Origin of the sequence: Mariniblastus fucicola, from assembly GCF_008087665.1 — a bacterium.
Taxonomy (GTDB): Bacteria; Planctomycetota; Planctomycetia; order Pirellulales; family Pirellulaceae; genus Mariniblastus; species Mariniblastus fucicola.
The window spans coordinates 6256635-6277475 of record NZ_CP042912.1 but is presented as its reverse complement, the minus strand read 5'-3'; the positions used below and the strand labels follow the sequence as shown (position 1 = coordinate 6277475).

The window sequence follows — 20841 nt, the reverse complement described above, 5'->3', positions numbered from 1 at the left end:
GTTACGCGTAGGACACAGATTCGATGCGCGCTATGATACTTTTATTGAATGAAACCGCGATTCCCACAATCGACGGGATTTTCACGGGTTTTAGCCCAAAGTTATCCTCAGGGCAGGCCAAATCGCGACGATGGTTTATATTGTGCGTCGTCCCTTCCATTCTACAGTCTCCAAGGAATCCAGCGGTTGTTCATCGGACCCATTTTTTCCCGTGAAGCTGTCGTTGCACCGCGACGGCCTCGCCATTTTATCGTTCGCACGATCTACGGAATCTCGCTGCTGGTCCTGATCTGCACGGCTTGGCTGTTGCTGACGAATACTCAGGATATCCAGAACGTTGGCGATATGGCGCGATTTGGATCGATCATGTTCCAGATCCTCGCGCCGCTGCAATTGGCGCTGCTGATGTTTCTGGCCGCGATTCAGGCTGCCAGCAATATCGCGATCGAGAAAGACAAGGAAACACTGATTCTGCTGTTGATGAGCCGCATGACCAACAGCGAACTTGTGTTGGGAAAGTTGTTCTCAAGTTTGCTGTACATCGCCGCGCTGCTACTGACCAGCCTGCCGATCTTTATGCTGATCGTGCTCTTTGGCGGCACGTCGTTCACACAAGTCGGCTGGACTTTCGCCGTCACGGCGCTGACCGCATTGGCGGCCGGTAGTCTGGGAGCCATCGTCGCGTTGTGGCGAGAAAAGACATTTCAAACTTTGGCGTTGGTCGCGATGGCGATTGTGTTCTGGATCGGGACAGCAGAAGCATTGGCTCTGTCCGGCATCACGATCGGCGGGTACTCGGGGTTGCAGATCGCGGAAGCCGCCAATCCGTTTCGAGCAGTCATCCATGCCAGCCACCCCACGGTGACGTCGACATGGCTGGCGAAAGTCATTCCGTTTTTATCCATCGCTTCCGGGATGTCGATTCTGCTCTCCGCGGTCGCGATCTGGAAAGTTCGCCGTTGGAATCCTTCGCGCGACGTTCGTGTTGGACAGAAAAGCTCCGACGATGATGTCAAAGTCGACATGTACACCGGCAAGCTGGTTGATGAGGCCGGCCAGGCTGGTGCTGCCGATACAGGTAAAAAGGCCGTTCGCGATTCGGAGAAATTTCGCACGGGCCACGTCGATGCACGTCAGCGTGATGCCAACACCGCGACCCGTACCGTCTGGGACAATCCGGTGCTGTGGCGGGAAGTCAGAACCTGGGCTTACGGCAAAAAGATTCTGTTCATTCGCGGCGTTTTCTGGGTGTTGGCGGCCTGCGTTCTGTTCGCGCTCTACTCGATGGTTTCTTCGGGAGAAGCTTTTAAAGTCGTCGCCGATGCGGGAACTTCGATTCCAATGACGGTCAAGCCTTTGATGCCGTTCATGTTGCTGAGTTTGGTGATGGTGAACGCCCTGGCAGTGACTTCGATCACCAACGAGCGTGACGGTCGCAGCCTGGACCTGCTTCGTGTAACAGACATTTCACCGAAAGAGTTTCTGTTTGGAAAACTGTTCGGCGTGCTGGCGATTTCGGCGGACATGATTTTGCTGCCGATTCTGTTGGCCGGCTATTTGTGGTTTCACGGCTTGGTGACGACCGAGAATCTGGTCTTTATGACGCTCGGATTTTTAACCCTCCAGGTTTTCGTGGTGATGCTGGGGATCCACTGCGGCATGAGCTATGACAGTAGCCGTCAGGGGATCGGTGCCAGTCTGGGAACCGTGTTCTTTCTGTCGCTTGGTGTCGTGACGACAATCCTGATGATGATTTCGTTCACCGGAAACGTCGAGGGCCAATTGGCGCCTTTCCTCGCGTTCCTGATTGGAGGAGCGATCGGATTGTTCGTGACGTTGGGTTACAACATGCCGTCAAAGGCGATTGCGATCGCGTCGGGTTTGTTGCCGTTGGCAATGTTCTATTCGTTTACCGGCGCGGTGCTTAAAAGCTACCTCGCGGTATTGATTGTGATCGTTCTGGCGTATGGCTTCACGACGTTTGCCATGATGCTGCCGCGACTCAATGAATGGCTGGTCTCGACAGGACGAGCCAGGGCGACCGGGGATGGCTAATCTGCTGGAACTGCTTCCGTGGTTGATTGCGATGCTCCTGCTGATGGCAGGTTCCGGATTTTTCTCCGCCAGCGAAGCGGCCCTGTTCTATCTTCGTCCGCGAATTCGCGAAAAAATGCGGAACGGAACGGCTGGCGAGCAGATGGCTTTCAAGCTTTCGCAGCGGCCAGAGCGGTTGCTGTCGGCGATTCTGTTCTGGAATCTGGTCATCAACATCGCTTACTTTGCGATCAGCTCCATCATCGTGATTCGCCTGGAAGCCAACGAGTCTCGAAGTGCGTCGGTGCTGTTTGCGATTCTGTCGCTGCTGGCCATCATCTTCTTCAGCGAAATGCTGCCCAAGAACGTAGCGGTTCTGCGTCCCCGTTGGCTGGCCAGCGCGTTCAGCATTCCGCTTTCATTCGCGGTCCGAGCTGTCGATCCGATCATGCCACTGTTGCGTTCGGTCAATCTGATTTCGCGCAGAATCTTCTGGCCGGGGTTCGAACCCGAATCCTACATGGAAGTCGCGGACCTTGAGAAAGCCATCGAGCACACGGCTGACAACGCGGACCTGATCAAGCAGGAACAAACGGTGATGCGAAACATCGTGGCCCTGTCTTCGATCCGCGTCGATGAGTGGATGCGTCCGCGAACCCAGTTCGTGACATTTCAACCGCCGGTGAGCCGAATGGATTTGGTCAAACACGGACTGCCAGCCAGCGGTTACTTGCTGGTTTCGGAACCCGATTCCCTGGAAGTTTCTCATGCGATTCGCCTGGACAACCAATACGAACTCGCGGACGAAGAAATCGAACGCTTCGCCGAACCCGTTCAGTATCTCCCGTGGTGCGCGACCGTTTCCGAAGCCTTTGAGCTTATGTCGCAGCGGCATCGCGAAGTCACCGTCGTGGTCAACGAATACGGAGACACGATTGGTGTCCTCACGATCGAAGACATTCTGGAAACCGTGTTTCAGGATTCGCTCAGCCGGGCTCGGCGTTTGCTCGATGTAGAACCGATCACGAAAATTGATGACTCGATCTGGCATGTGGCTGGAATGATGAATCTGCGACGGCTGGGAAAGCAGCTGCAAGTCGAGCTTCCTGAAACGGACAACGTGACGATCGGCGGCGTAATGCAGGGAGTGCTGCAGAAACTTTGCGAGACCGACGACGAGTGTCAGTGGGGGCCGTTTGACCTGAAAGTCATCGATTTGGATTCGCCGTCCGGGTTGCTGATTGAACTCAGGTTGCGGCCGACGACGGAGGACGATGCATGATCGTGCTCTCGATACTTTTGCTGTTGCTGGGCGTGTTTCTGAGCGCATTTTTCAGCGGAACCGAAACGGGATTCTATCGCGTCAGTCGATTCCGTTTGGTGCTGTCGAGCCTCGATGGCGACCGGATTTCCAGAAGCCTGTTGTGGTTGATCAACAATCCGTCGCTGTTCGTGGCCACGACACTGATCGGAAACAACGTCGCCAACTACCTGACCAGTTTGGCAATGGTGTTGCTGACTCGCAGCGTGTCGTCGTCGGGCGTTCTCGAAATGGTGGCTCCTGTTTTGATGTCTCCATTGTTGTTCGTCTATGGCGAGCTGTTGCCAAAGAATCTTTTCTTCCAGGCACCGAACCGCTTGTTGAAGCTTGCCGGTCCGTTGCTGTTGATCTTCTCTGCTCTGTTCGCGCCGGCCGTGGCGATCCTGTGGGCGCTGAGTCGCGTGCTGGAAAAATCGCTGGGTCAGTCGCCTGATCGAGTGCGATTGACGCTGGCTCGCAAAGAGCTGGGTCAGCTGTTCGAAGAAGGTCAGGAGGTCGGAATCCTGCAACCTTCCCAACGGTTGCTCAGCCAAAACTTTGCATCGGTTGCGTCGACGCCCGTCAGCCAGGTTTGCACGCCGATCGGAAGAGCGAATGTGCTAAAAGAAACAGCCACGCTGGCAGACGCGCGAAAGCTCGCGGTTCGAAAGCAGCTTCCGGACCTGCCGGTGGTTGAGAGTCGATCGACAAAAGTAATCGGGTACGTCCGAACGATCGACGTTCTGTTGCGGGATGTCGATGATGATGCCGCATCCAAAGAATCGATCGGCGATATCCTGCCGCTTACGAAGATTCAGGGGACAGAACTGGTTGCAGAGGCTTTGATGCAAATGCAGGCCGGCCGCCAAACGCTGGCACTGGTCGTCAATCGGTCTGGTAAGCCGATCGGTCTGCTGTCGATCGACCAATTAACCGATCCATTGCTGCAGGGAAAGCTTGGTTCCCTACGGCGCTAATGTCCGATTGTCGCGGTGTATATCTGCTACGACCCGACCAAACGGAAAACATTTGCAGCACTTTTCCGACCGCCCATGAACGGGCTGTGACGACCAGAACGCGTTGGCCGAACAAAGAAAGGTAGTGTAGATATCTTCTCTCCTTTTTTCTCTGGCTGCACAAAATGACGACCCAAGAATTCCCTCAATCCCAATCGTCAACCGATCAACTTGCTGGCTTTGTCGATCGTCGCGATCCAAGTCGCCAGCGCAAGAGCACAGGGCTGGAACGGCGACAGTTTTCTGATGGGCACAATGACCTGTCCATGGACGCCGCTGAGCTTGGCCGCGCTGTCGATCAGTACAAGTTGGAAAACCACCGACGATTCGTGACTTACGAAGAACTGCTGTCAGTCATTTGCTCGTTGGGCTATGAGAAGCGCGAACGCTAGGCGGCTTTCGAGGCCGACTGCTCGCTATTGGCGACGCCGATATCCAATTCGGCTTTCAGGATTTCGAGGACTTCGATATCTGCCCAGTACTTTACGTGTCCTCGTGCTCCAACCGGATGGTTCGAGCAGTGTGCAAAGTGAAGCTGGCACTGATTCGGGCCTGTCTCGCTTTCCATCTCGATGCACTTCTGATGAGTCTGCGGCAGGTGGCCAAAGTCGATGTCCAGGCCGACAAAGTCATCCACTCGAAAAACGTTCACCCAGCGATCAACGTTCTGGTGCAACGTGCTCCAGAATCGATCCGTGAAGCGAGGGTAGAAGTGGCCGAAGTAGTGCTGGTACAGATGCGTCACCGGTGAACCCATCGTCACCAGCGTGATCTTGCCAAAGCTGTTTCGCAACCAGTCCATTTCCGGATCGTTCAACGTCTCAATGACATCGACCGTTCCCTGGCTGTGCGCCACCATCACCAAATCCGGTCGATGGTCGTACTGGTCACGGTAATGGGCCAGGATTCTTTTGATCCGTTTCAGGATCTGGTCGCGCCGCGAGAAGTAAAGCGTACCGGCTTCGAACGTCGATTCGCGAATGTCGAACTCGTCGTCGTCATCGAGCGCGTCCTTGATCTGCGTCGCCCGGAAGTAAAAGTGATTCACAACATCCAGAATGATGTCAAAAACGCCTCGCATCTTCGGCAGCAGAAACAGGACGATACCGCCCAGGGGCATCAGTACAGCAATTGCGTACTTGTTCGCCATGCCCATCAGATTGCTCAATCGATCAGACTCCCACGAAGAGCCGCTGTTTTCGACGATCGAAATCCACATCACCAATGAGACACCGATGATCGTGCAGATTCCCAGCGTCATTTGCAACGCCGGATGAACCAGCAGCCTCGGAACGCGATCGCCCTGACTCCACGTGTCGCAGTTGATCACGGCACGTTTTCGCAAATACTGAACCAGCAGGCCTACCGTCATCGCGGTCATCGCAAGCGCCATCATGAACTGGACTCCCAGCATCGGAATGGCTTCATCAAAAAGCTTTTCGAACTTTTTCAGTTCGACCAGTTTGACGATTCCTTCTTTTGCTGAAACCCACAACAGCGGCATGCACTGACCCCAAATGCCAACCGCCAGGGCAGGTAGCAGAAACGCAACGTTGAGCGCGGCTCGATTCGCCCGTGGATGGAACCGGGCCACGATCCAGCAGCCAAACATACCAAGGACGACCAGCGTTTCCACGAACCACAACAGCCCCAGCAACACCACAAGCACACGGCAGTACCAAATTAATCCGGGGAGCTGGGCGCCGGAATATTGTGCGACCGTCGAGTGCCAGTCGATCATCATGTGCTTGATCGTCATCAGCCCGGTGACGAACGCAGTCGTAATGTTTACCCAGAACCAGAATCGTTTGATGACGCGGCTGCGTGTGATTTTGCCTCCTACCTGAGAGGCCAAAAATGCAACCGCGGCGCAGCACGAAAGGACGACCTGAGTCCACAGCATCCCGGTATACGACTGCGGCCACATGACTTGTGTTCCAACAACCGCCAGGGTGAGAATCATCAGATAAAAAGCCACAGCCATCACCGGGCCGTGCAGAATCCGTGAGCTGATCAGCCCCAGTTTCTTCAGCCAGTGAGCCGCGAGTCCGGGCTGATCGGCAGCAACATAGGCCACGTATCTCAATCCAAACAGAATCTGGAACATCCCGCAGATGACTCCGATCGGGCCGCGTCGCACTTGGGAAAGGTCTCCCCAAAACGCTTCCACCAGCTCAATCGAACCTGTGTCGAAGTTCAGACGTCGAACGTGAGCCGGAAAGGTCTTCACCTGAGTCACCGTTTCGCACAGATCGGGTTTCTCGTTCAGCCACAACGTCTGTTGAGCTTCGTAGAGCGGCCGATCTTCTTCGGCAATCGAGCGCGTAAAGAGACTCAGCGTCTCACCCGGTTGCGGATCTCCCACACCGTGAACGACGACGACCAGCTTGTCCGGGTTTTCTGAATCCGGCTGCAAATTTCTGTGCCAATGTGTCCCTGAAGTTTTCGGTCGGGACTGTAGACGAATCGGCGCCAGAAAGCTCTAGAGATGCGGAAATTGCTAGCTGGGAAAACCTCGGACGGCCAGAAGCCTCAACTGCAACCAACGCTAACCTAATAGCCGCGATCGACTTTCAGATCTTCAAAGTCACGCAAGTGATAGCCGACGCCCGCCTCGTCACAGACTTTGCAGAATGCTCGCAGCGCCACACCCATCCCGTCGGGACCGCTGAAACCGCCGAATTGTCCACCGCCGCGAACGTGCGGTTCCATGTCGGCGAAAACACCGGGAGCACCAAGGGCGGTCATTCGATCGTGAAGCGTCGGCATGAATTCGGCAAGGTCCTTCATGATCCGCAAGTGGCCCGAATCGCCAATGTCGGCTGGCACGAATTGCTTCAGCGTTTCTTCGTCAACGTGTTCAATCAGTTGGCCGGGCGTTGGGTTGGCAAAGTCCTTGACGTGGATCCAGCCAAGCCCCGGCTTCATTTCAACGTACTGATCGTAAACCTGATCCGCCGTGTAGCCCTGCATCACGATGTTAGCGCCATCAAAAATCGTCACCAATGCATCGTTGTTGATCGCTTCGTGCATCCGGGCCAAAACGGATCCGTTCTGTCCGATCAGATTGGCTTCGACTTCCAAACCAAAGATCAGCCCGCGCGATTTGCAAACGTCCGCAATTTTCCCGACGTGATCGACGGCCTGAGCGTAATGGTCTTCCAGATTCGATCCTTTGGGGTGATAGAAACTGAACCCGCGAAGCAGCTTGGTCTCGAACGCTTCGGCCAGATCACAAGCTCGATTCACGTCCTCTTCCAGATAGGCATCGAAGGGCTTGTAGGGGGCTCCGTTGCCATCATCGACATCGCAAAGTTTCGCTTTTCCGATCGGTGAACCGAGCGTGGCGATCTTCAATCCGTACTCGTCAAGTTTCTGTTTGACGGTTGCGATTTCGGCGTCGTCAAGCGACATCACGTTCTTGATGCCGTTGCCAGCGTCGATGAAACGGATCGACATGTAGCGCAGTCCAATCGCTGACATGGCAGAGAACTGTTGGTCCATGGTGCGATCGTTGGCTGATTCGTCGCCGAAGCCGCTGAGGACGATTTGTGGTTGAGTCATTGAGGTTACCTGAGTTCGTTGACGGGACGGCTTTCAGCCGACGCACTGTTTGTCTGCTATCTGTGACGGAAAGAATCTGTCGCGACGATCAAGCTTCTTTCGAATACTCTGCCGTGATGATGGACCGGATGCCGCCGCGAGGCGTAAAGCGGGCGGTCAGCTTCGCCGTTTTCGGCTGCACGACGTTCACGAAGTCGTCGAAAATCGAATTCGTGACGTTTTCGTAAAAGATGCCTTCATTGCGAAACTGTTGCAGGTACATTTTCAGGCTCTTCAATTCAACGATCAAGGCATCTGGAACATACTCAAAAGTCAGTTCGCCAAAATCGGGCTGGCCAGTTTTGGGACAAACAGAAGTGAACTCCGGGCAGACGATTTCGATCGTGTAGTCGCGGCCGGGAGCAGGGTTCTCGATCGGATCGAGCATCTCATGAAAGTTCTTGGACATGGTCTGTATTGAATTGAAGCAGATTAGACAGTAAGCGGGAAATCATAACCCGAAGCGTAAGCGAGGTGCAGGCGCCGAACTGCACGTCGCTTGGCAGTTTTTGCATGAGCCATCCTGGTTGTTTAACGGCAAGCCGTAGGCGACGGTGCCGCAATCATATTCGCCCCGTCGCCTACGGCTTGCCGTTAAACGATAGATGGTCAACCCAAGCGGACATTCATGCAAATTCCTGCTACGCTTCGGGTTATGATTTCATAAACGAAACGATAACTTACCCAATTACTGAGCCCAGCCCAGATGCTGATTTCGGAAATCTATCTTTCCCGCCAAGGCGAGGGGCGTTTGACAGGCACGCCGAGTGTGTTTGTGCGCACCAGTGGCTGTAATTTGCGTTGCGATTTTTGCGACACTCCGTTCACCTCGTGGAAGCCCGAAGGAACGCAACAGTCAGTTTCGGAAGTCGTTGATTCGGTTGCTCAGGCTGCATCTGGTCCCTTGCCCTCGCGATCGGGAATCGAAGACCAGTTTGATGGCCCGGCGGCTCACGTTGTGCTTACCGGCGGCGAACCGATGTTGGCGAAAGAGATTGAGTCGCTTTGCGCGGCGTTGGCTGACGCCACGTTCCACATCACGATCGAAACCGCGGGTACGTTGGATCGAATGGTCGATTGTGATTTGATGTCGATCAGCCCCAAGCTTTCCAACTCAAAACCGACCGAGCAAAGGGCAGGGCAGTGGGCGGCAAAACATGAAGCCACTCGCTATCGTCCTGATGTCGTTGCGTCACTGGTCGCCAGGCATGACTATCAGTTAAAATTTGTTGTCGCCTGCGAAACCGACGTTTTAGAAATCGAATCGTTCCTTGCTGAAGTCGGCGAAATCGATCGCACAAAGGTGCTGCTAATGCCGGAAGGAATCGATGCCGCTACGCTTGCCGATCGCGCCCAATGGCTGGAACCGCTTTGCAATGATCGTGGATTCAGTTTCTGTCCGCGTCAGCACATTTTCTGGTACGGCAACAAGCGAGCGACCTAGAAACGCCACGCTGGTTGATAGACTTTCTCTGGCCGGTGATTACCGTCAATAGCTAACAAATATCAAGGTGCCGATGCATGAAAATCAATGTTCACGACGCGAAAGAAGAGTCCGGCAAAGCAGCAGCCGAACAGGGAGCTCAGCTTTTGCGAGAGGCTTTGAAAACAGGCGACGCGACGATCATCGTGGCCACTGGCAGCTCGCAATTCGAAATGTTGTCGGCACTGGTCGAGCAACCTGAGATCGATTGGTCGCGAGTGACTGGCTTTCACCTGGACGAGTATCTTGGCATCGACGACCAGCATCCGGCGTCGTTCCGCAAGTACCTCAAAGAACGTTTCGTGGACAAGGTTCCACTGAAAAAATTCCACTACGTCAGTGGGGAATCGGATCCGGAAGCCGAATGCAAACGGCTGAACGAAATCATTTCGGATTCACAGGTCGACGTCGCGTTCATCGGAATCGGCGAGAACGGGCATCTTGCGTTCAACGATCCGCCCGCCGACTTCGAAACCGAATCTCCGTATTTGATCGTCGATCTGGATCAGGCATGTCGGGAACAGCAAATGGGAGAAGGCTGGTTTCCCGATCTGGATTCCGTGCCTGCACGTGCGATCAGCATGTCGGTCAAGCAGATTCTCAAGTCGAAGCACATTGTTTGCACGGTGCCCGATGAGCGAAAATCGCAAGCCGTCCAGCAGTCGGTGGAAGGTGACGTTTCGCCTTCGGTTCCCGCGTCAATTCTGCAGACTCATCCCGACGTCAATCTGTTCCTCGATCAGGCCGCAGCAAGCCGATTGGCAGATCGAAATCAATAGGCCTGTTCGCTGCAGAAAGCACTCATGGGATATTTTGACTTACAGGTAAACGGTTGCTTCGGCGTCGACTTCAATGCCGATCAGTTGGACCCCGCGTCCGTGAAACTGGCTTGTCAAAATCTGCGTTCGGACGGTGTCGATCACATTCTCGCCACTGTGATCACGGACGATCTTGAAAAGATGAAACAACGGCTGGCCAACATTGCCTCCATTCGCGAAACAGATTCTTTGGTCGCCGAAACGATCGCTGGCATTCATGTCGAAGGGCCATTTATCTCCGTCGAGCCCGGATTTGTTGGGGCGCATCCGGCGCAGCACGTTCTGCCGGCGTGTGTGGATTCGATGCAGAGCATGTTGGATGCGGCGGATGGATTGGTGAAGTTCGTCACTCTCGCGCCCGAAAACGATTCGAATCAAAAACTGACCCGGTTTCTGGCGGCTCAAGGCATCGTGGTGTCGGCCGGTCACACCGATGCGTCGCTGGAGCAGTTGCTCGCCGGAGTCGACGCGGGGCTCTCTGCATTCACACATCTCGGGAATGCGTGTCCCAAGAAGCTCGATCGTCACGACAACATTATCCAGCGAGCCCTTTCGATTTCCGACCGAATCGCAATCGGGCTGATCGCTGATGGCGTTCACGTTCCTTGCCACGTACTAAAAAACTTTCTCGCGATCGCTGGACTGGATCGGGCTTACGTTGTCACCGACGCGATTTCGGCAGCTGGAAATGGCAGCGGGACGTTTCAGTTGGGCGACCAGAAAGTTTATGTCGACGAGTCGTTGGCGACGTGGACGGCCGATCGGGAGCACTTGGTGGGGTCGGCGATTACGATGCCCGCAGCGGTTTCAAACTTGCGATCGAAACTTGGACTCAGCGAGTCGCAGATCCTTCAGCTAACGAGCGCCAATTCGCGAAAACTGATCGGGTTTCCGACACGAGGAGCGTCCAATGAATGAGCCCACCTTGAATCAGCACGCAGGTTCCATGTTCCAGAAACTCAAGCAGAAAATTGGCCCGGCGATTATCGTCGCCTGCATCGTACTTGGGCCGGGCAGCATTTTGACGAACTCAAAAATCGGATGTCAATTCGGGTTCTCGATGGCTTGGGTTTTGGTCGTCGCCGGAATCCTGATGTTGGCCGCGATCGCCGCCGCAGCACGCATCGGTGTCGGGCTCAAGGAATCGCCGCTGACGGAACTTGGGAATCGCCTGGGACGCCCGGTCGCGATGTTGACTGGCGTGACCGTCTTTCTGATTGCGGCCTGTTTTCAGTTCGGCAACAACCTGGGCGTGCTGGCCGGAATCGAAGCTTTGACTCCGCTCAGTGATACGGCTCGGCTGGGCATTCTGGTCGCGCTCAACGGTGTGATCTGTGTTTGCCTGTTCGGCATGAAGAGACTCTATCAACGCATTGAGCAAATCATGATGCTCATGATGGGTTTGATGTTGTTGGGGTTTGTCGCCAACCTTGTCATGGCACAACCTTCGATCTCGGAAGCAATCTCCGGGCTGGTTCCGACGTTGCCAGAAGGTTTGGGTTCCAACTTTCTTCCGAGCGTTGACGTTGAGAATTCAGTCGACGGCAAGAAAGTACTCTTCGATCCCTGGCTGACGATTCAAGGATTGTTGGCCACCACGTTTTCGATCGCCGGCGCGTTCTATCAGGCTTACCTTGTACGCGAAAAAGGCTGGGGCACGTCAGATTTGCAGAACGGATTTCTGGATTCGGTCGCCGGAACGTCAGTGCTGATTGGCGTCGCGATGATGATCATGCTGACGTCCGCTACGGTTTTAAAAGGACAAGTCGAGCCAGGCGAACTGAAATCCGCCGCCGATGTGGCGCTTCAGCTGGAACCGCTGTTTGGATCCGGAGCCAAATGGTTGTTCGCAATTGGATTGTTGGCCGGCGCGAGCAGTTCGTTTCTGGTGAATTCGGTTCTGGGCGGAACGTTGTTGGCCGACGGCATCGGAAAGGACGCCTCGCTGGACTCGGTTTGGACAAAATCCTTCACCGTCGCAGCGCTGCTGATCGGAATGGTCGTGGCCCTTGGAACGACGTCGGAAGGCCGCGTTCCGCTCATTATTTTTGCTCAGGCAATGACCGTGTTGGGCGGCCCGATTCTGATCGCCAGCCTCATTTACCTTGGCAATACAAAAACCACAGCCGGCGGCCCAACAGTTCCTCGCACTCTCACGTGGATCAATTGGGTTGGTGCCGCTGTGGTTATTGTTCTGGCGTTTCGCACGCTGGTGAGAATCTATCTGACGCTCAGCTAAGCCCGTGCCACATTGGTGCCGATTGTGGCTACGGCGATTTCATTCGATAAAGCTCCAGTCCTTGATCTTGCTGTTGGATTCGGCCAGCCTGTCGAGCATTGCCTTCGGATCCGCATCAGCCGCGATTTCGAACACACAAGTGTTCTCATCGAGATCCGTTTCGATTTTGGCGATACCTTCGGCCTTCAAATCGCTTCGCACGGAAGCTTCACAGCCGCTTCAAGTCATGTTCGGCAGCTTGAGCGAAACCTTCTGAGTCTTCAACTCGGTCGCGTTGTTGGACTGCTTTTTCTTGCCGCCGCCGTGACCGTCCTGTTCTGCTTTGGGAGACGTCTTTGTTCCGACTTCGAACTTTAGAGAAACCATTGGCGCAACGCCACTGAGCATTTTATCCATGCCGAACATGGAACGATCAAGCTCGAACTCGCTGGCGAAAATCAGTCCACCATTTTCGAATTTGTAGGTCGCTGGAAAGGAGATGGACTTCGTCTCGCCATGCAACGTCAGATCGCCGGTCACGGTGCACTTGCCCGCTTCGGTCGCTTCAATTTTGGTGCTGATGAAGCTGGATGTGGGAAACTTTTCGACTTCGAAAAAGTCAGCGTTCTTCAAGTGCCCGGTCAGTTTCGCAAACTCGGTCCACACGGAATCGATGTGGATGTCGACGTACATTCCCGTTACCGACTTGGCTGCCGGATCGACTTTCACGTAGCCATGAAAGTTTGCAAACCCCCCGAGTCGTGGCTTGGGATCGTCGCCAACGTGAATTCCTACGAAGCTGATGTTTGAGTTTTCGGGCGACAGCAGAACGACCGACTCAACGGCCACCGGCGTCGCAGCTTCTTGAGCCAACGTCTGTCCTGATGCGAATGAGATTGATACAAGTGCAGCAATCGTCCACGCGAGTTGAATTCGTGATTTCATGATTCTTCCAGTCTGTTCTGTTTGTAATCCATGTTTGTTCTTTACAGCCTGCGGGAACCGCGAAGGCGACGTCAAATGTAGCCCATCTGCCGGATCAAGTCTCCAAACGAGTCTTCGATCAGTTCAAGATGTCGCTCCGAAAGTACATCTTTCCACTGTCCGGGACGTCCGCTGCGGAGATGGCTTTTCGCGTCCGATTGTCCAACGACTCGCCCAGAGACTTTCTCAAAACTGCATTGTTCCGCGAGTTTAATGGCTTTCTGCACCGCACGCTCAGAGAATCCGTAATGCTCGAACAGCTTCGTGAAAACAGCCTGCTCATCGGCTAGCAGATCTTCATATTTGATTTCGAAAATTCGTTCGTCGTCATAGTCCCATTCACGCAACGAATAGGTTTTGGCGTAGCGGCAAAACTGCCTGATCTCTTCCGCCAAACCATCGGATTGATTCAGGCTTTGGAGGTGTTGCTGGTAGGAACGACCGTCGAAACGGGGCTGTGGCTGACGAGCCCACGCTTCCTCGGTCCACAGGTGATAGAAGTATCCCGACACGACGCAGTCCCGTGGGTCGCGGATCATGTGCGAGCCCGCGAAGTCACCCAGCTGCTGCAGATCCAGATGCGAATGGTTGGCGAACAGGATATCCGTGCCGGCGTTCAATGAGTCGCCGTGTTCGTTGGATTTTTGCAAGCAAAGTTTCCAGTGAGCGGCGACTTTCTCCAGCACTCGCATCATCCAAACCGTACCCATTTTGTGGTACGTGCCGTGAAAGATCAGTTTGGGCGATTGGAGGAAGGGAGTGTTTGAAAACATGGTGCAAACTCGTGCTGTAATGCAAAGGCAAAAGGCATGAGCAATCGTTGCCTTCGCCAAGGCTATCTTTTACGCGGCGTCGGAAGTTTGCAAGATCATCGGTCGCCACGACGCGAATTTACACTGTCGTGGCTGCGGCGGATGAATGCTCGCAAGTTCGCGGCTTGGGGAAGCGCGTTCGGTCAGCGACGTTTGGCAGCCTCCATTTCGCTTGCGGATATCTGGTCGTCACTGTCCCGGTCCATTTTGTTGAACATTCTCTCGGCATTGTTGATGACTTCGGCTTTGCTAAGGACGCCGTTTCCATCGCGGTCGATCTCTTTTGAATGTCCTTTCAAAAAGCCAGCCATTGCCGATTTTGATCCGCCGCGAATGCCAAGCTCCTCAGTGTTCAGTTGGCCATCGTTGTTGACATCGAAGCTGGCGAAAGCTTTCGTGGCTTCACCGACGATTTCATCGCGAGCAATGACGTTGTCCGCATTGAGGTCGATCTCTCCAGCGTGCACCAAAATCCACGGTTGGCGTGGTCCGTCGTCAGGCCGAGGACCGCGTGAACCGTTTGCTCGCCCGCGATCGCGTTGACTGCCTTGACCATCGCCACGTTGTCGACTGCGTCTCTCGCCTCTTTCGTCGTCGCCACGCAATTCCTCGCGACTGATCTCTCCATCGCCGTTGCGGTCCATTGACTGCAACGCCAAAGCAGCTTTTTCGATTTCGTCTGCTTCGATCGCCCCGCTTCGATCGGAATCGAGAGCTCGCACGAGCGAATCGCCTTCGTTGCCTCGACCGTTTCTGCGAGGACCTCGCTCGCCACGTGGTTCGTTCGCAGGCGAATTTGCGCCCCGATCACTGTTCCTTTCACCACGGCGATTCTCCCGTTGCCGCGGTTCATAGGTTTCCGTCGTCGTGCTGTTGGGGGAAATGAACTTGAACGTTGCCGATCCGTTTTCTTCAACGGTGTAGTCAATCGAATGTTCTTCGCCGTTGACTTCGTATCGTACGATGTGACGACCGGGTTCCGGGTTTTCGTAGCCATTGATTCTTGCGCCTCTGAGCCCGCGAAGCGCCGGCCGGACTCCTGCTGTTCGTGGTTGAGGGTCGACTTGGCCTTCGCGTTCGGTGACTTCTCCGTAGAATCCGCCGTTGAGGTAGGGATACGTTTTCGTGGCGTGGTAGTGGTAATTTCCGTCTGGACCTTCGTGACCGTTGAGCCAGTCAAGATTCGTCGGCGGTTTGCCATTTGGATCGTTGTAGCCGTATATCGGATAACCATCGAGTGCCACGGCGACAGGGTTGCCTTCGCCAACAATTTTCTCAAGATGCACTGGGGCGATATGGTAGTGGTAGTCGTCGGCACGTCCGCAGTGGCCTCCCCATTGATCGAGTTCACCGGCAAGCAGCGTGTCGGTCTTGCCGTCGTTCTTGATCGGATTGAAAATCGGAACGCCGTTGGCAGCCAACGCAATGGCTCCACGAAAAAAATGCGACTTTGCTGACATCGGATTCTTTGCGGGAACCGGATTCAGAGGAATTCGCCAGGCGTTTTCACCTGTGTAGTTCTGTGGCAACGGAACTTGCTGCTGCCAAGCGGTGATGCCGACCATCATGGGATGATCCGGCATGCCGTTGGATTCTACATACAAATTGTCGCGATCAAATCGAACGTCGACCTTCTCCGCGAACGGCTCGAACAGTTTTGCAAGCTCCGGTTGGGCTGTTGATTCTTTCCTTTGGAAAGCGGCGAACCGGAGGCTGGAAGACTGCGTGTTGAGCTCGACGATTTTTTCCTGCATCCTTACAGAAGGAGTATGCGAATGACCTTCGTGAGCGCTCGCGAACTTCGACGAAATCAGGAACACGACCAGCAAGACCATGACGGGAAATGCCAGCTTGAAAAGGCGATCAACAAGGTGGCCCGGAATCGCACAGAGAGTCGATCCATTGACATCAAATCGCGATACACAAACTGCGTCGCGGTCTTGCCGTTTCCGCTGCGGAATACCGTGAGGTAGCGCTGCGGAACTGGAGGCGATGTGAAATGGTTCGCTCCGGGGCATGCTGCACGACTCCGGGCGACTTTGTTGGTTCACCGGTCGACCGGCAGTCGATCCTTGATGGCGATTCGTTGAAGTTGACTTCATGGGATCATCTTTTGGTTCAAGTTAAGTTGCCTGTTGAGTTGATAGAATCGCAATGACTACCGCTTTCGCCGCCCACGTCCCTCCGGTTTTTGCGGAACCACATCGGTTAGGCCGCGAAAATCAGAGCGGACTTTGCCGTCAGGTGGAGACTTGACGACCGTTCGAAAGAGCACGAGATTGTCGAGCTTCACATCGTCCGACCAGATAAATGTTGCACCCTCGAAGTCATGTTCGAAAAAGGGAGCCTTTGGTCCAACCTCCTGTTCAGTAAACTCTTTCGCGTTAGGCCACTGGCTGTCGTCGTAGTCAGTCGCGTACCAGTTCTCGGGCACTGGAATGCTCTCGACTTTGGGATTCCTGGTGTCGCCATCAACCGGTCCCCAAGAAAACTTCTTCGCTTTCCACGTCGCATTGGTGACCGTGCCGTCACCCAGCTTCAGAATGAAACCACCGTCGCCAATATTCGTATTGGCGTACTCCATTCCCGTTTCAGGATCAGCGTTGTCGATACCCATGACAGCGATCGTCATCGGATACGCAGGCAAAATGTCTACTGACACGACGTTGTGCGGAATGAACGCGATCGAGTCCACTGCGACCAGCTCCCCATTGATGTACAGCTTGAACGAATTGTCTGCATAGACGTTCGCCATGATCGTGTCGCTGATGCGGGGCTTGTGCGTCGGCTGGTTTGCGTGATTCGTTTGAGTTTGCTGCGAGAGGGCCGGTGAGGCCGCAGAGATCGCGAGGATGGTGATCGCGATAGCGACGGAAAACAGATTGTATTTTCTAATCATTGTTTGGGCTCGGTTGATGGTTTTCCTGATGAAGACTTCGTGGACAGCATGTAGGAATAGCTTGTGTCGCCGTTACGACGGCTTCCGCGTTCTGCCGCTGGCAAATAGGCCCGAACGTAGTCGACGCGAGCGGAGCCATCTTTGACTCGTACCCTGATGTGGCCGCTGCTGCCCTGAATGTCACCGCTGAGATAGCCGTACTCTTTAGCGCTTCTGGTGCCAGAACGAGGATGGCCTGGTTGCGGAACCAGCTGGTAAACGATCCCGTCGAGATCCTGTTTGATGAACATGTGATCGTGTCCATGGAAGACGACATCGACTCCATGGTCCACCAACAATTGATGGATCGGTTTGGCCCAGTTTGGACGTTGTTTGGAAAAATCATCTTCGCCCGATTCACCCTGTCCTCCCCACTCCCAAAACGCTGCCGCTTCGGCGCCGCCGCGCTGGTTGCGTTCGCTGCCTCCGACCAGGTGGTGCAGGAAAACGAATCTCAGATCCGCATCGCTCGTTTCCAATGAACGCTTCAGCCAGCGATACTGATCTTCACCGAGCGTCCAGTTCCAGTTGTCGGTCGATCCGCCGCGTCGCCGAATGGTGGTGTGTCGAAACGGATCGAGCACGATGAACTGGCAGTTTCCCCATTCGAACTGGTAGTAGTTCTCTGGCAAGCCGACATTCTTTTCGCTCCGTTCGTTGCCCGAATAGAAGTCGTTGGGAAACGGGTTGGGGATGTACTTCTTGCGTGTGCTTGTGGCCCATACATTTGATCCGCGGTTACCAGATTCGCCGTCATGGTTTCCGAGTGCAAAATACAAACCGGCCGAATGGCAAAGCTGCCCGAGGTAGTATCGTTGAGCAAGATATTGCGGTTCGGAAAGTTCCGGCTGGACGTACTTCCCGGTCATAAACGTATCGCCGAGAGCAAAGTGGAAGTCCGGCTGATCGCTGAGAGCATTACCGAGTGTCCGCAGATAAACGTCGCCGCTGGTATTTTCGTCCAAATGGGAATCGGCTTGAACGGTGAATACGAAAGGACTGTCGGCCGAACGCTGCGTATGAAATTTGAATTCGTCACTCTCCAACGTTTTGCCATCCAACAGATACGCAATTTGATAAAAATAGCGAGTGTTCTTTTTGAGCGAACCGACAACGAAATCGAATGGTTCGCCTTTGCTCAATCGGTGAACTTTCGTCTCGTTGGAGTACTGTCCGGACTGCTCGCCATAGCGCAAATGGACTTCTGTGTCGTGATGGAACAGCACGCGAATCGTCGCGCTTTCTCCGGTGAGCCTGCCGACCAGAACATTGAATGGGTGGTGCGGAACTTTGTTGGCCGGCGGAGGCGTTTTGTAGCCGCCAAGGCGACTGCCGCCGCGATTGCCGCGATTGTCGCGTTCGCCACGTCTGTTTTGGGCTGCCGCAACATCTGATGCCACGATCGCCAACAGTATTGCGATGACATAGCTGCACCTGCAAAGTCGAAGCGTTCGCCTGCGAGTTTTGGAACTGGCTCTAGTCACTCTTGATTCTCCGACCGGGTTCATGATGGGAAGTATGAGAAAAGAAGCCATCGGGCAGCCGGGACAGGTCTGTCAGTTCCAGCATGACGCTCTTGGGGCCACCGCGGCCTCGCGGAAGTCCGTCAAGCAACATTTGATGCACGGTTCCAGTGCTTGAGTCGAACCAGATTTCAATCTGCTTGGGGCCGCGAACGTCACGAGACTTACGGGCTCCAATCAGTTGGGAAAGGACGACGCCGGCTACGGTTTCCTGTTGCTTACCCATTTCAATTTCATAGCCAGTTTGCAATTGCGACAGATGATTCTGAAGGTTCAGGAACGGTATGTCCTGCTGCCCTCCAGGCAATCCGCCTCGAAACCGTTCGATGTCAGAGCTGACATGAACTGGGCCGTTTTCTCGCATCGCCCAACTCTGCGATCCGTCGCAACCGATGGTTCGCTTTTCTCCTGAATCCAACATGGTCGTCATCACGTATTGATTGGCGCCGCGAACGTATAGCGTCGCCCCGTCGATCTGGTCTTTCGCTTTTCGGGATCGGAGATCCGCAGGAAGGTTGCCAGGTCGTTGACCACGGGCGTATTCCTCGACCAGGCGAACCGAGTACGTCCGGTCGATTTTCTTGGAGGCGGCTTCGACGATTTTCTCAAGCGACTCCATCGCAGATGAAACGCTCTGGTCGGGGCTGGAAAAGACAAACATCAGCATCACCACGGTCGCGATCGCCACGGACCATGTCAGGATCGCAAACTGGCGACGTCGTGGCTGTCGAGTGTTGGCAAGGATCGGATGAGAAGCCTCACTGGCGAACCCGGAATCGATGTGGCTCATCACAGAACCAACGCGATCTTCAGCACGGTCGGCTTCTCGTCGGCCGGCATCCATCAGTAGACCATGGACCAACAGCGAATCAGCAACGGATTGGCTTGCTTCATCAAGCAGCCGTTTGTCGCCAAACTCCGTGGCGTTTGCCGGGCCGTCGTGCCAGGCGGAAAGCAGGTCATTAACCCGATTGTTTGCCGGATCGCTCACAGTTCTGCCTCCGATGCTGAAAGCACGCCTTTCGATTTCAGGCACGCTGCCAGCATCGTACGACCTCGCTGCATACGCTTCTTGCAAGCTTCGATCGTCACATCGAACCGTTCCGCGACGCCAGCTACCGACAGGCCTTCAAAATACTTTCCTCTGATCGTGACTTTGTGCTTTTCGGGCAACGCATCAATGCACTCACGCAACGCCGCCACCTTGTCGTCCCATGTATCGCCTGCCAACAGATTGATGTTCCTGAAATGTCGATCAACGACATTGAGTACGGCTTCTTGCACGACGACGGGTAAAGACTTTTGCTTTCGATAGTGCGCCAGCACCAGTCGCGACGCAATACCTCTGAGCCACGGACCGAATGGCCTATCGAGGTCACATTCGTCGAGCCGTTTCCAGGCGACAACCATGGCTTCCTGGAACAGGTCGTCCACCGCCGATTCGTCGCGAACGAGACTTCGCAGATAAACCAACAGCATTCGCGAATTCTCGCGAGCCAAAATTTCAAATGCTTTGTGTGCCTTCTGATCCACGAACGACGCCCTGGGGAAACGAATTCGGAAACTCGATTGTTGAACACCACTACTGTCATAAACGACGCGTTTGGGGACAAAGAATTCATGGTTTTCTGTTGAAATCCACGCTGCCGGTCCGATAGGCCGGGTAATACGCCAAATCGAATGACGAATCTACAGTCAGGATTCGCGCTGCGTTTTGATCACGTTTCAGCTAAGTTGACGTCGCTTTTGTCCTGAATTTTGTTCAGTTTTGAAGCCTCTTCGGTTCACACCAATTCGGAAAGTTACATGGTCTTCTTCAAACCCAAACCCAATCTCGGCGACCACGAGAAAGCACGGCTCGAGTTTCATCTTCAGGAGATCGCCGAATCGATTGGCTTCGAACGAATGCGATTGCCGGTTCTTCGATCCGATCAGCTGCGTGACCTGCAAGGCAAAACGCCAGAGGAGATCGTTGCGTTCGCCGGAAAACATCTCTCGCACAGCGTGGGTGGTTTGCAGGTCCGTGTCGCGATCGAGCCGCAGGAAAAATGCGGCGGCGGTGGCTGAGGCGGCGGCACCTGCGAAGGTCTCGGCGGTCTGCCGAACGAGTAT

Annotated in this window: 20 protein-coding genes; 9 read left to right on the top strand and 11 right to left on the bottom strand. The window is 54.5% G+C overall.

Features of this window, described 5'->3' with window-relative positions; translation table 11 throughout:
• Positions 1 to 186: 186 nt before the first annotated feature.
• From MFFC18_RS23535 to MFFC18_RS23520, 4 genes are all read left to right on the top strand, one after another.
• Positions 187 to 2055 (top strand): hypothetical protein, encoded by a 1869-nt coding sequence (locus MFFC18_RS23535; RefSeq protein ID WP_075082710.1) that lies wholly within the window; start codon positions 187 to 189, stop codon positions 2053 to 2055.
• The gene (locus tag MFFC18_RS23530) at positions 2048 to 3316 is read left to right on the top strand and encodes a CNNM domain-containing protein (RefSeq protein WP_075082711.1); all 1269 of its coding nucleotides are present in this window, start codon (positions 2048 to 2050) and stop codon (positions 3314 to 3316) included. The genes MFFC18_RS23535 and MFFC18_RS23530 overlap by 8 nt, the downstream gene beginning before the upstream one ends.
• On the top strand, positions 3313 to 4311 hold the full coding sequence (locus MFFC18_RS23525; protein ID WP_084416841.1) for a CNNM domain-containing protein: 999 nt from the start codon (positions 3313 to 3315) through the stop codon (positions 4309 to 4311). The genes MFFC18_RS23530 and MFFC18_RS23525 overlap by 4 nt, the downstream gene beginning before the upstream one ends.
• A 164-nt stretch (positions 4312 to 4475) precedes the next feature.
• On the top strand, positions 4476 to 4742 hold the full coding sequence (locus MFFC18_RS23520; protein WP_075082712.1) for a hypothetical protein: 267 nt from the start codon (positions 4476 to 4478) through the stop codon (positions 4740 to 4742).
• Here the strand turns inward: MFFC18_RS23520 and MFFC18_RS23515 are convergent.
• From MFFC18_RS23515 to queF, 3 genes are all read right to left on the bottom strand, one after another.
• Positions 4739 to 6766, bottom strand: a complete 2028-nt coding sequence (locus MFFC18_RS23515) for a hypothetical protein (RefSeq protein WP_075082713.1) — start codon at positions 6764 to 6766, stop codon at positions 4739 to 4741. The genes MFFC18_RS23520 and MFFC18_RS23515 overlap by 4 nt on opposite strands.
• Before the next feature lie 137 nt (positions 6767 to 6903).
• A complete protein-coding gene (locus tag MFFC18_RS23510) occupies positions 6904 to 7914 on the bottom strand; it encodes a sugar phosphate isomerase/epimerase family protein (RefSeq protein WP_075082714.1) in 1011 nt (336 codons plus the stop codon).
• An 88-nt stretch (positions 7915 to 8002) separates the two neighbouring features.
• Positions 8003 to 8362: a preQ(1) synthase gene (gene queF, locus MFFC18_RS23505; protein WP_075082715.1), complete on the bottom strand. Its 360-nt coding sequence runs from the start codon at positions 8360 to 8362 to the stop codon at positions 8003 to 8005.
• Between the two features lie 297 nt (positions 8363 to 8659).
• Between queF and MFFC18_RS23500 the strand changes: the two genes are divergently transcribed.
• The 4 genes from MFFC18_RS23500 (at position 8660) to MFFC18_RS23485 (ending at position 12493) form a co-directional block, all read left to right on the top strand.
• Positions 8660 to 9397 carry a 7-carboxy-7-deazaguanine synthase QueE gene (locus tag MFFC18_RS23500; RefSeq protein ID WP_075082716.1) on the top strand — a complete coding sequence of 246 codons (738 nt, stop codon included), beginning with the start codon at positions 8660 to 8662 and terminating at the stop codon, positions 9395 to 9397.
• 77 nt (positions 9398 to 9474) lie between these two features.
• Positions 9475 to 10215, top strand: coding sequence for a glucosamine-6-phosphate deaminase (locus MFFC18_RS23495; RefSeq protein ID WP_075082717.1), 741 nt, complete (start codon positions 9475 to 9477; stop codon positions 10213 to 10215).
• A gap of 24 nt (positions 10216 to 10239) precedes the next feature.
• Positions 10240 to 11172 carry an N-acetylglucosamine-6-phosphate deacetylase gene (locus tag MFFC18_RS23490; RefSeq protein WP_075082718.1) on the top strand — a complete coding sequence of 311 codons (933 nt, stop codon included), beginning with the start codon at positions 10240 to 10242 and terminating at the stop codon, positions 11170 to 11172.
• On the top strand, positions 11165 to 12493 hold the full coding sequence (locus MFFC18_RS23485; RefSeq protein ID WP_075082719.1) for an Nramp family divalent metal transporter: 1329 nt from the start codon (positions 11165 to 11167) through the stop codon (positions 12491 to 12493). Before MFFC18_RS23490 ends, MFFC18_RS23485 begins: the two co-directional genes overlap by 8 nt.
• A gap of 39 nt (positions 12494 to 12532) precedes the next feature.
• On the opposite strand, the gene MFFC18_RS23480 is transcribed toward MFFC18_RS23485, so the two are convergent.
• From MFFC18_RS23480 to MFFC18_RS23445, 8 genes are all read right to left on the bottom strand, one after another.
• Positions 12533 to 12694, bottom strand: a complete 162-nt coding sequence (locus MFFC18_RS23480; RefSeq protein ID WP_148619086.1) for a hypothetical protein — start codon at positions 12692 to 12694, stop codon at positions 12533 to 12535.
• Between the two features lie 18 nt (positions 12695 to 12712).
• Positions 12713 to 13417: a YceI family protein gene (locus MFFC18_RS23475; RefSeq protein ID WP_087149598.1), complete on the bottom strand. Its 705-nt coding sequence runs from the start codon at positions 13415 to 13417 to the stop codon at positions 12713 to 12715.
• 71 nt (positions 13418 to 13488) lie between these two features.
• Positions 13489 to 14229 (bottom strand): sulfotransferase domain-containing protein, encoded by a 741-nt coding sequence (locus tag MFFC18_RS23470; protein WP_075082721.1) that lies wholly within the window; start codon positions 14227 to 14229, stop codon positions 13489 to 13491.
• Between the two features lie 182 nt (positions 14230 to 14411).
• A complete protein-coding gene (locus MFFC18_RS23465; RefSeq protein ID WP_390176058.1) occupies positions 14412 to 16370 on the bottom strand; it encodes an EF-hand domain-containing protein in 1959 nt (652 codons plus the stop codon).
• Positions 16371 to 16426: 56 nt separating this feature from the next.
• Complete coding sequence (locus tag MFFC18_RS23460) at positions 16427 to 17167, bottom strand: hypothetical protein (protein ID WP_075082722.1); 741 nt, start codon at positions 17165 to 17167, stop codon at positions 16427 to 16429.
• A complete protein-coding gene (locus MFFC18_RS23455) occupies positions 17164 to 18690 on the bottom strand; it encodes a metallophosphoesterase family protein (RefSeq protein ID WP_244949102.1) in 1527 nt (508 codons plus the stop codon). Before MFFC18_RS23455 ends, MFFC18_RS23460 begins: the two co-directional genes overlap by 4 nt.
• Positions 18683 to 19720, bottom strand: coding sequence for a hypothetical protein (locus MFFC18_RS23450; protein WP_238381180.1), 1038 nt, complete (start codon positions 19718 to 19720; stop codon positions 18683 to 18685). The genes MFFC18_RS23455 and MFFC18_RS23450 overlap by 8 nt, the downstream gene beginning before the upstream one ends.
• Positions 19717 to 20262, bottom strand: a complete 546-nt coding sequence (locus MFFC18_RS23445; RefSeq protein ID WP_238381181.1) for an RNA polymerase sigma factor — start codon at positions 20260 to 20262, stop codon at positions 19717 to 19719. Before MFFC18_RS23445 ends, MFFC18_RS23450 begins: the two co-directional genes overlap by 4 nt.
• 273 nt (positions 20263 to 20535) lie before the next feature.
• On the opposite strand from MFFC18_RS23445, the gene MFFC18_RS23440 reads away from it, so the two are divergent.
• Positions 20536 to 20796 (top strand): hypothetical protein, encoded by a 261-nt coding sequence (locus tag MFFC18_RS23440; RefSeq protein ID WP_148619085.1) that lies wholly within the window; start codon positions 20536 to 20538, stop codon positions 20794 to 20796.
• Positions 20797 to 20841 lie beyond the last annotated feature (45 nt).

Coding starts and splice junctions, on each gene's coding strand:
- MFFC18_RS23440 (WP_148619085.1), top strand. CDS start 20,536: ATGGTCTTCTTCAAACCCAAACCCAATCTCGGCGACCACGAGAAAGCA.
- MFFC18_RS23485 (WP_075082719.1), top strand. CDS start 11,165: ATGAATGAGCCCACCTTGAATCAGCACGCAGGTTCCATGTTCCAGAAA.
- MFFC18_RS23500 (WP_075082716.1), top strand. CDS start 8,660: ATGCTGATTTCGGAAATCTATCTTTCCCGCCAAGGCGAGGGGCGTTTG.
- MFFC18_RS23470 (WP_075082721.1), bottom strand. CDS start 14,229: ATGTTTTCAAACACTCCCTTCCTCCAATCGCCCAAACTGATCTTTCAC.
- MFFC18_RS23525 (WP_084416841.1), top strand. CDS start 3,313: ATGATCGTGCTCTCGATACTTTTGCTGTTGCTGGGCGTGTTTCTGAGC.
- MFFC18_RS23495 (WP_075082717.1), top strand. CDS start 9,475: ATGAAAATCAATGTTCACGACGCGAAAGAAGAGTCCGGCAAAGCAGCA.
- MFFC18_RS23460 (WP_075082722.1), bottom strand. CDS start 17,167: ATGATTAGAAAATACAATCTGTTTTCCGTCGCTATCGCGATCACCATC.
- MFFC18_RS23520 (WP_075082712.1), top strand. CDS start 4,476: ATGACGACCCAAGAATTCCCTCAATCCCAATCGTCAACCGATCAACTT.
- MFFC18_RS23465 (WP_390176058.1), bottom strand. CDS start 16,370: ATGAAGTCAACTTCAACGAATCGCCATCAAGGATCGACTGCCGGTCGA.
- MFFC18_RS23530 (WP_075082711.1), top strand. CDS start 2,048: ATGGCTAATCTGCTGGAACTGCTTCCGTGGTTGATTGCGATGCTCCTG.
- MFFC18_RS23510 (WP_075082714.1), bottom strand. CDS start 7,914: ATGACTCAACCACAAATCGTCCTCAGCGGCTTCGGCGACGAATCAGCC.
- queF (WP_075082715.1), bottom strand. CDS start 8,362: ATGTCCAAGAACTTTCATGAGATGCTCGATCCGATCGAGAACCCTGCT.
- MFFC18_RS23490 (WP_075082718.1), top strand. CDS start 10,240: ATGGGATATTTTGACTTACAGGTAAACGGTTGCTTCGGCGTCGACTTC.
- MFFC18_RS23475 (WP_087149598.1), bottom strand. CDS start 13,417: ATGAAATCACGAATTCAACTCGCGTGGACGATTGCTGCACTTGTATCA.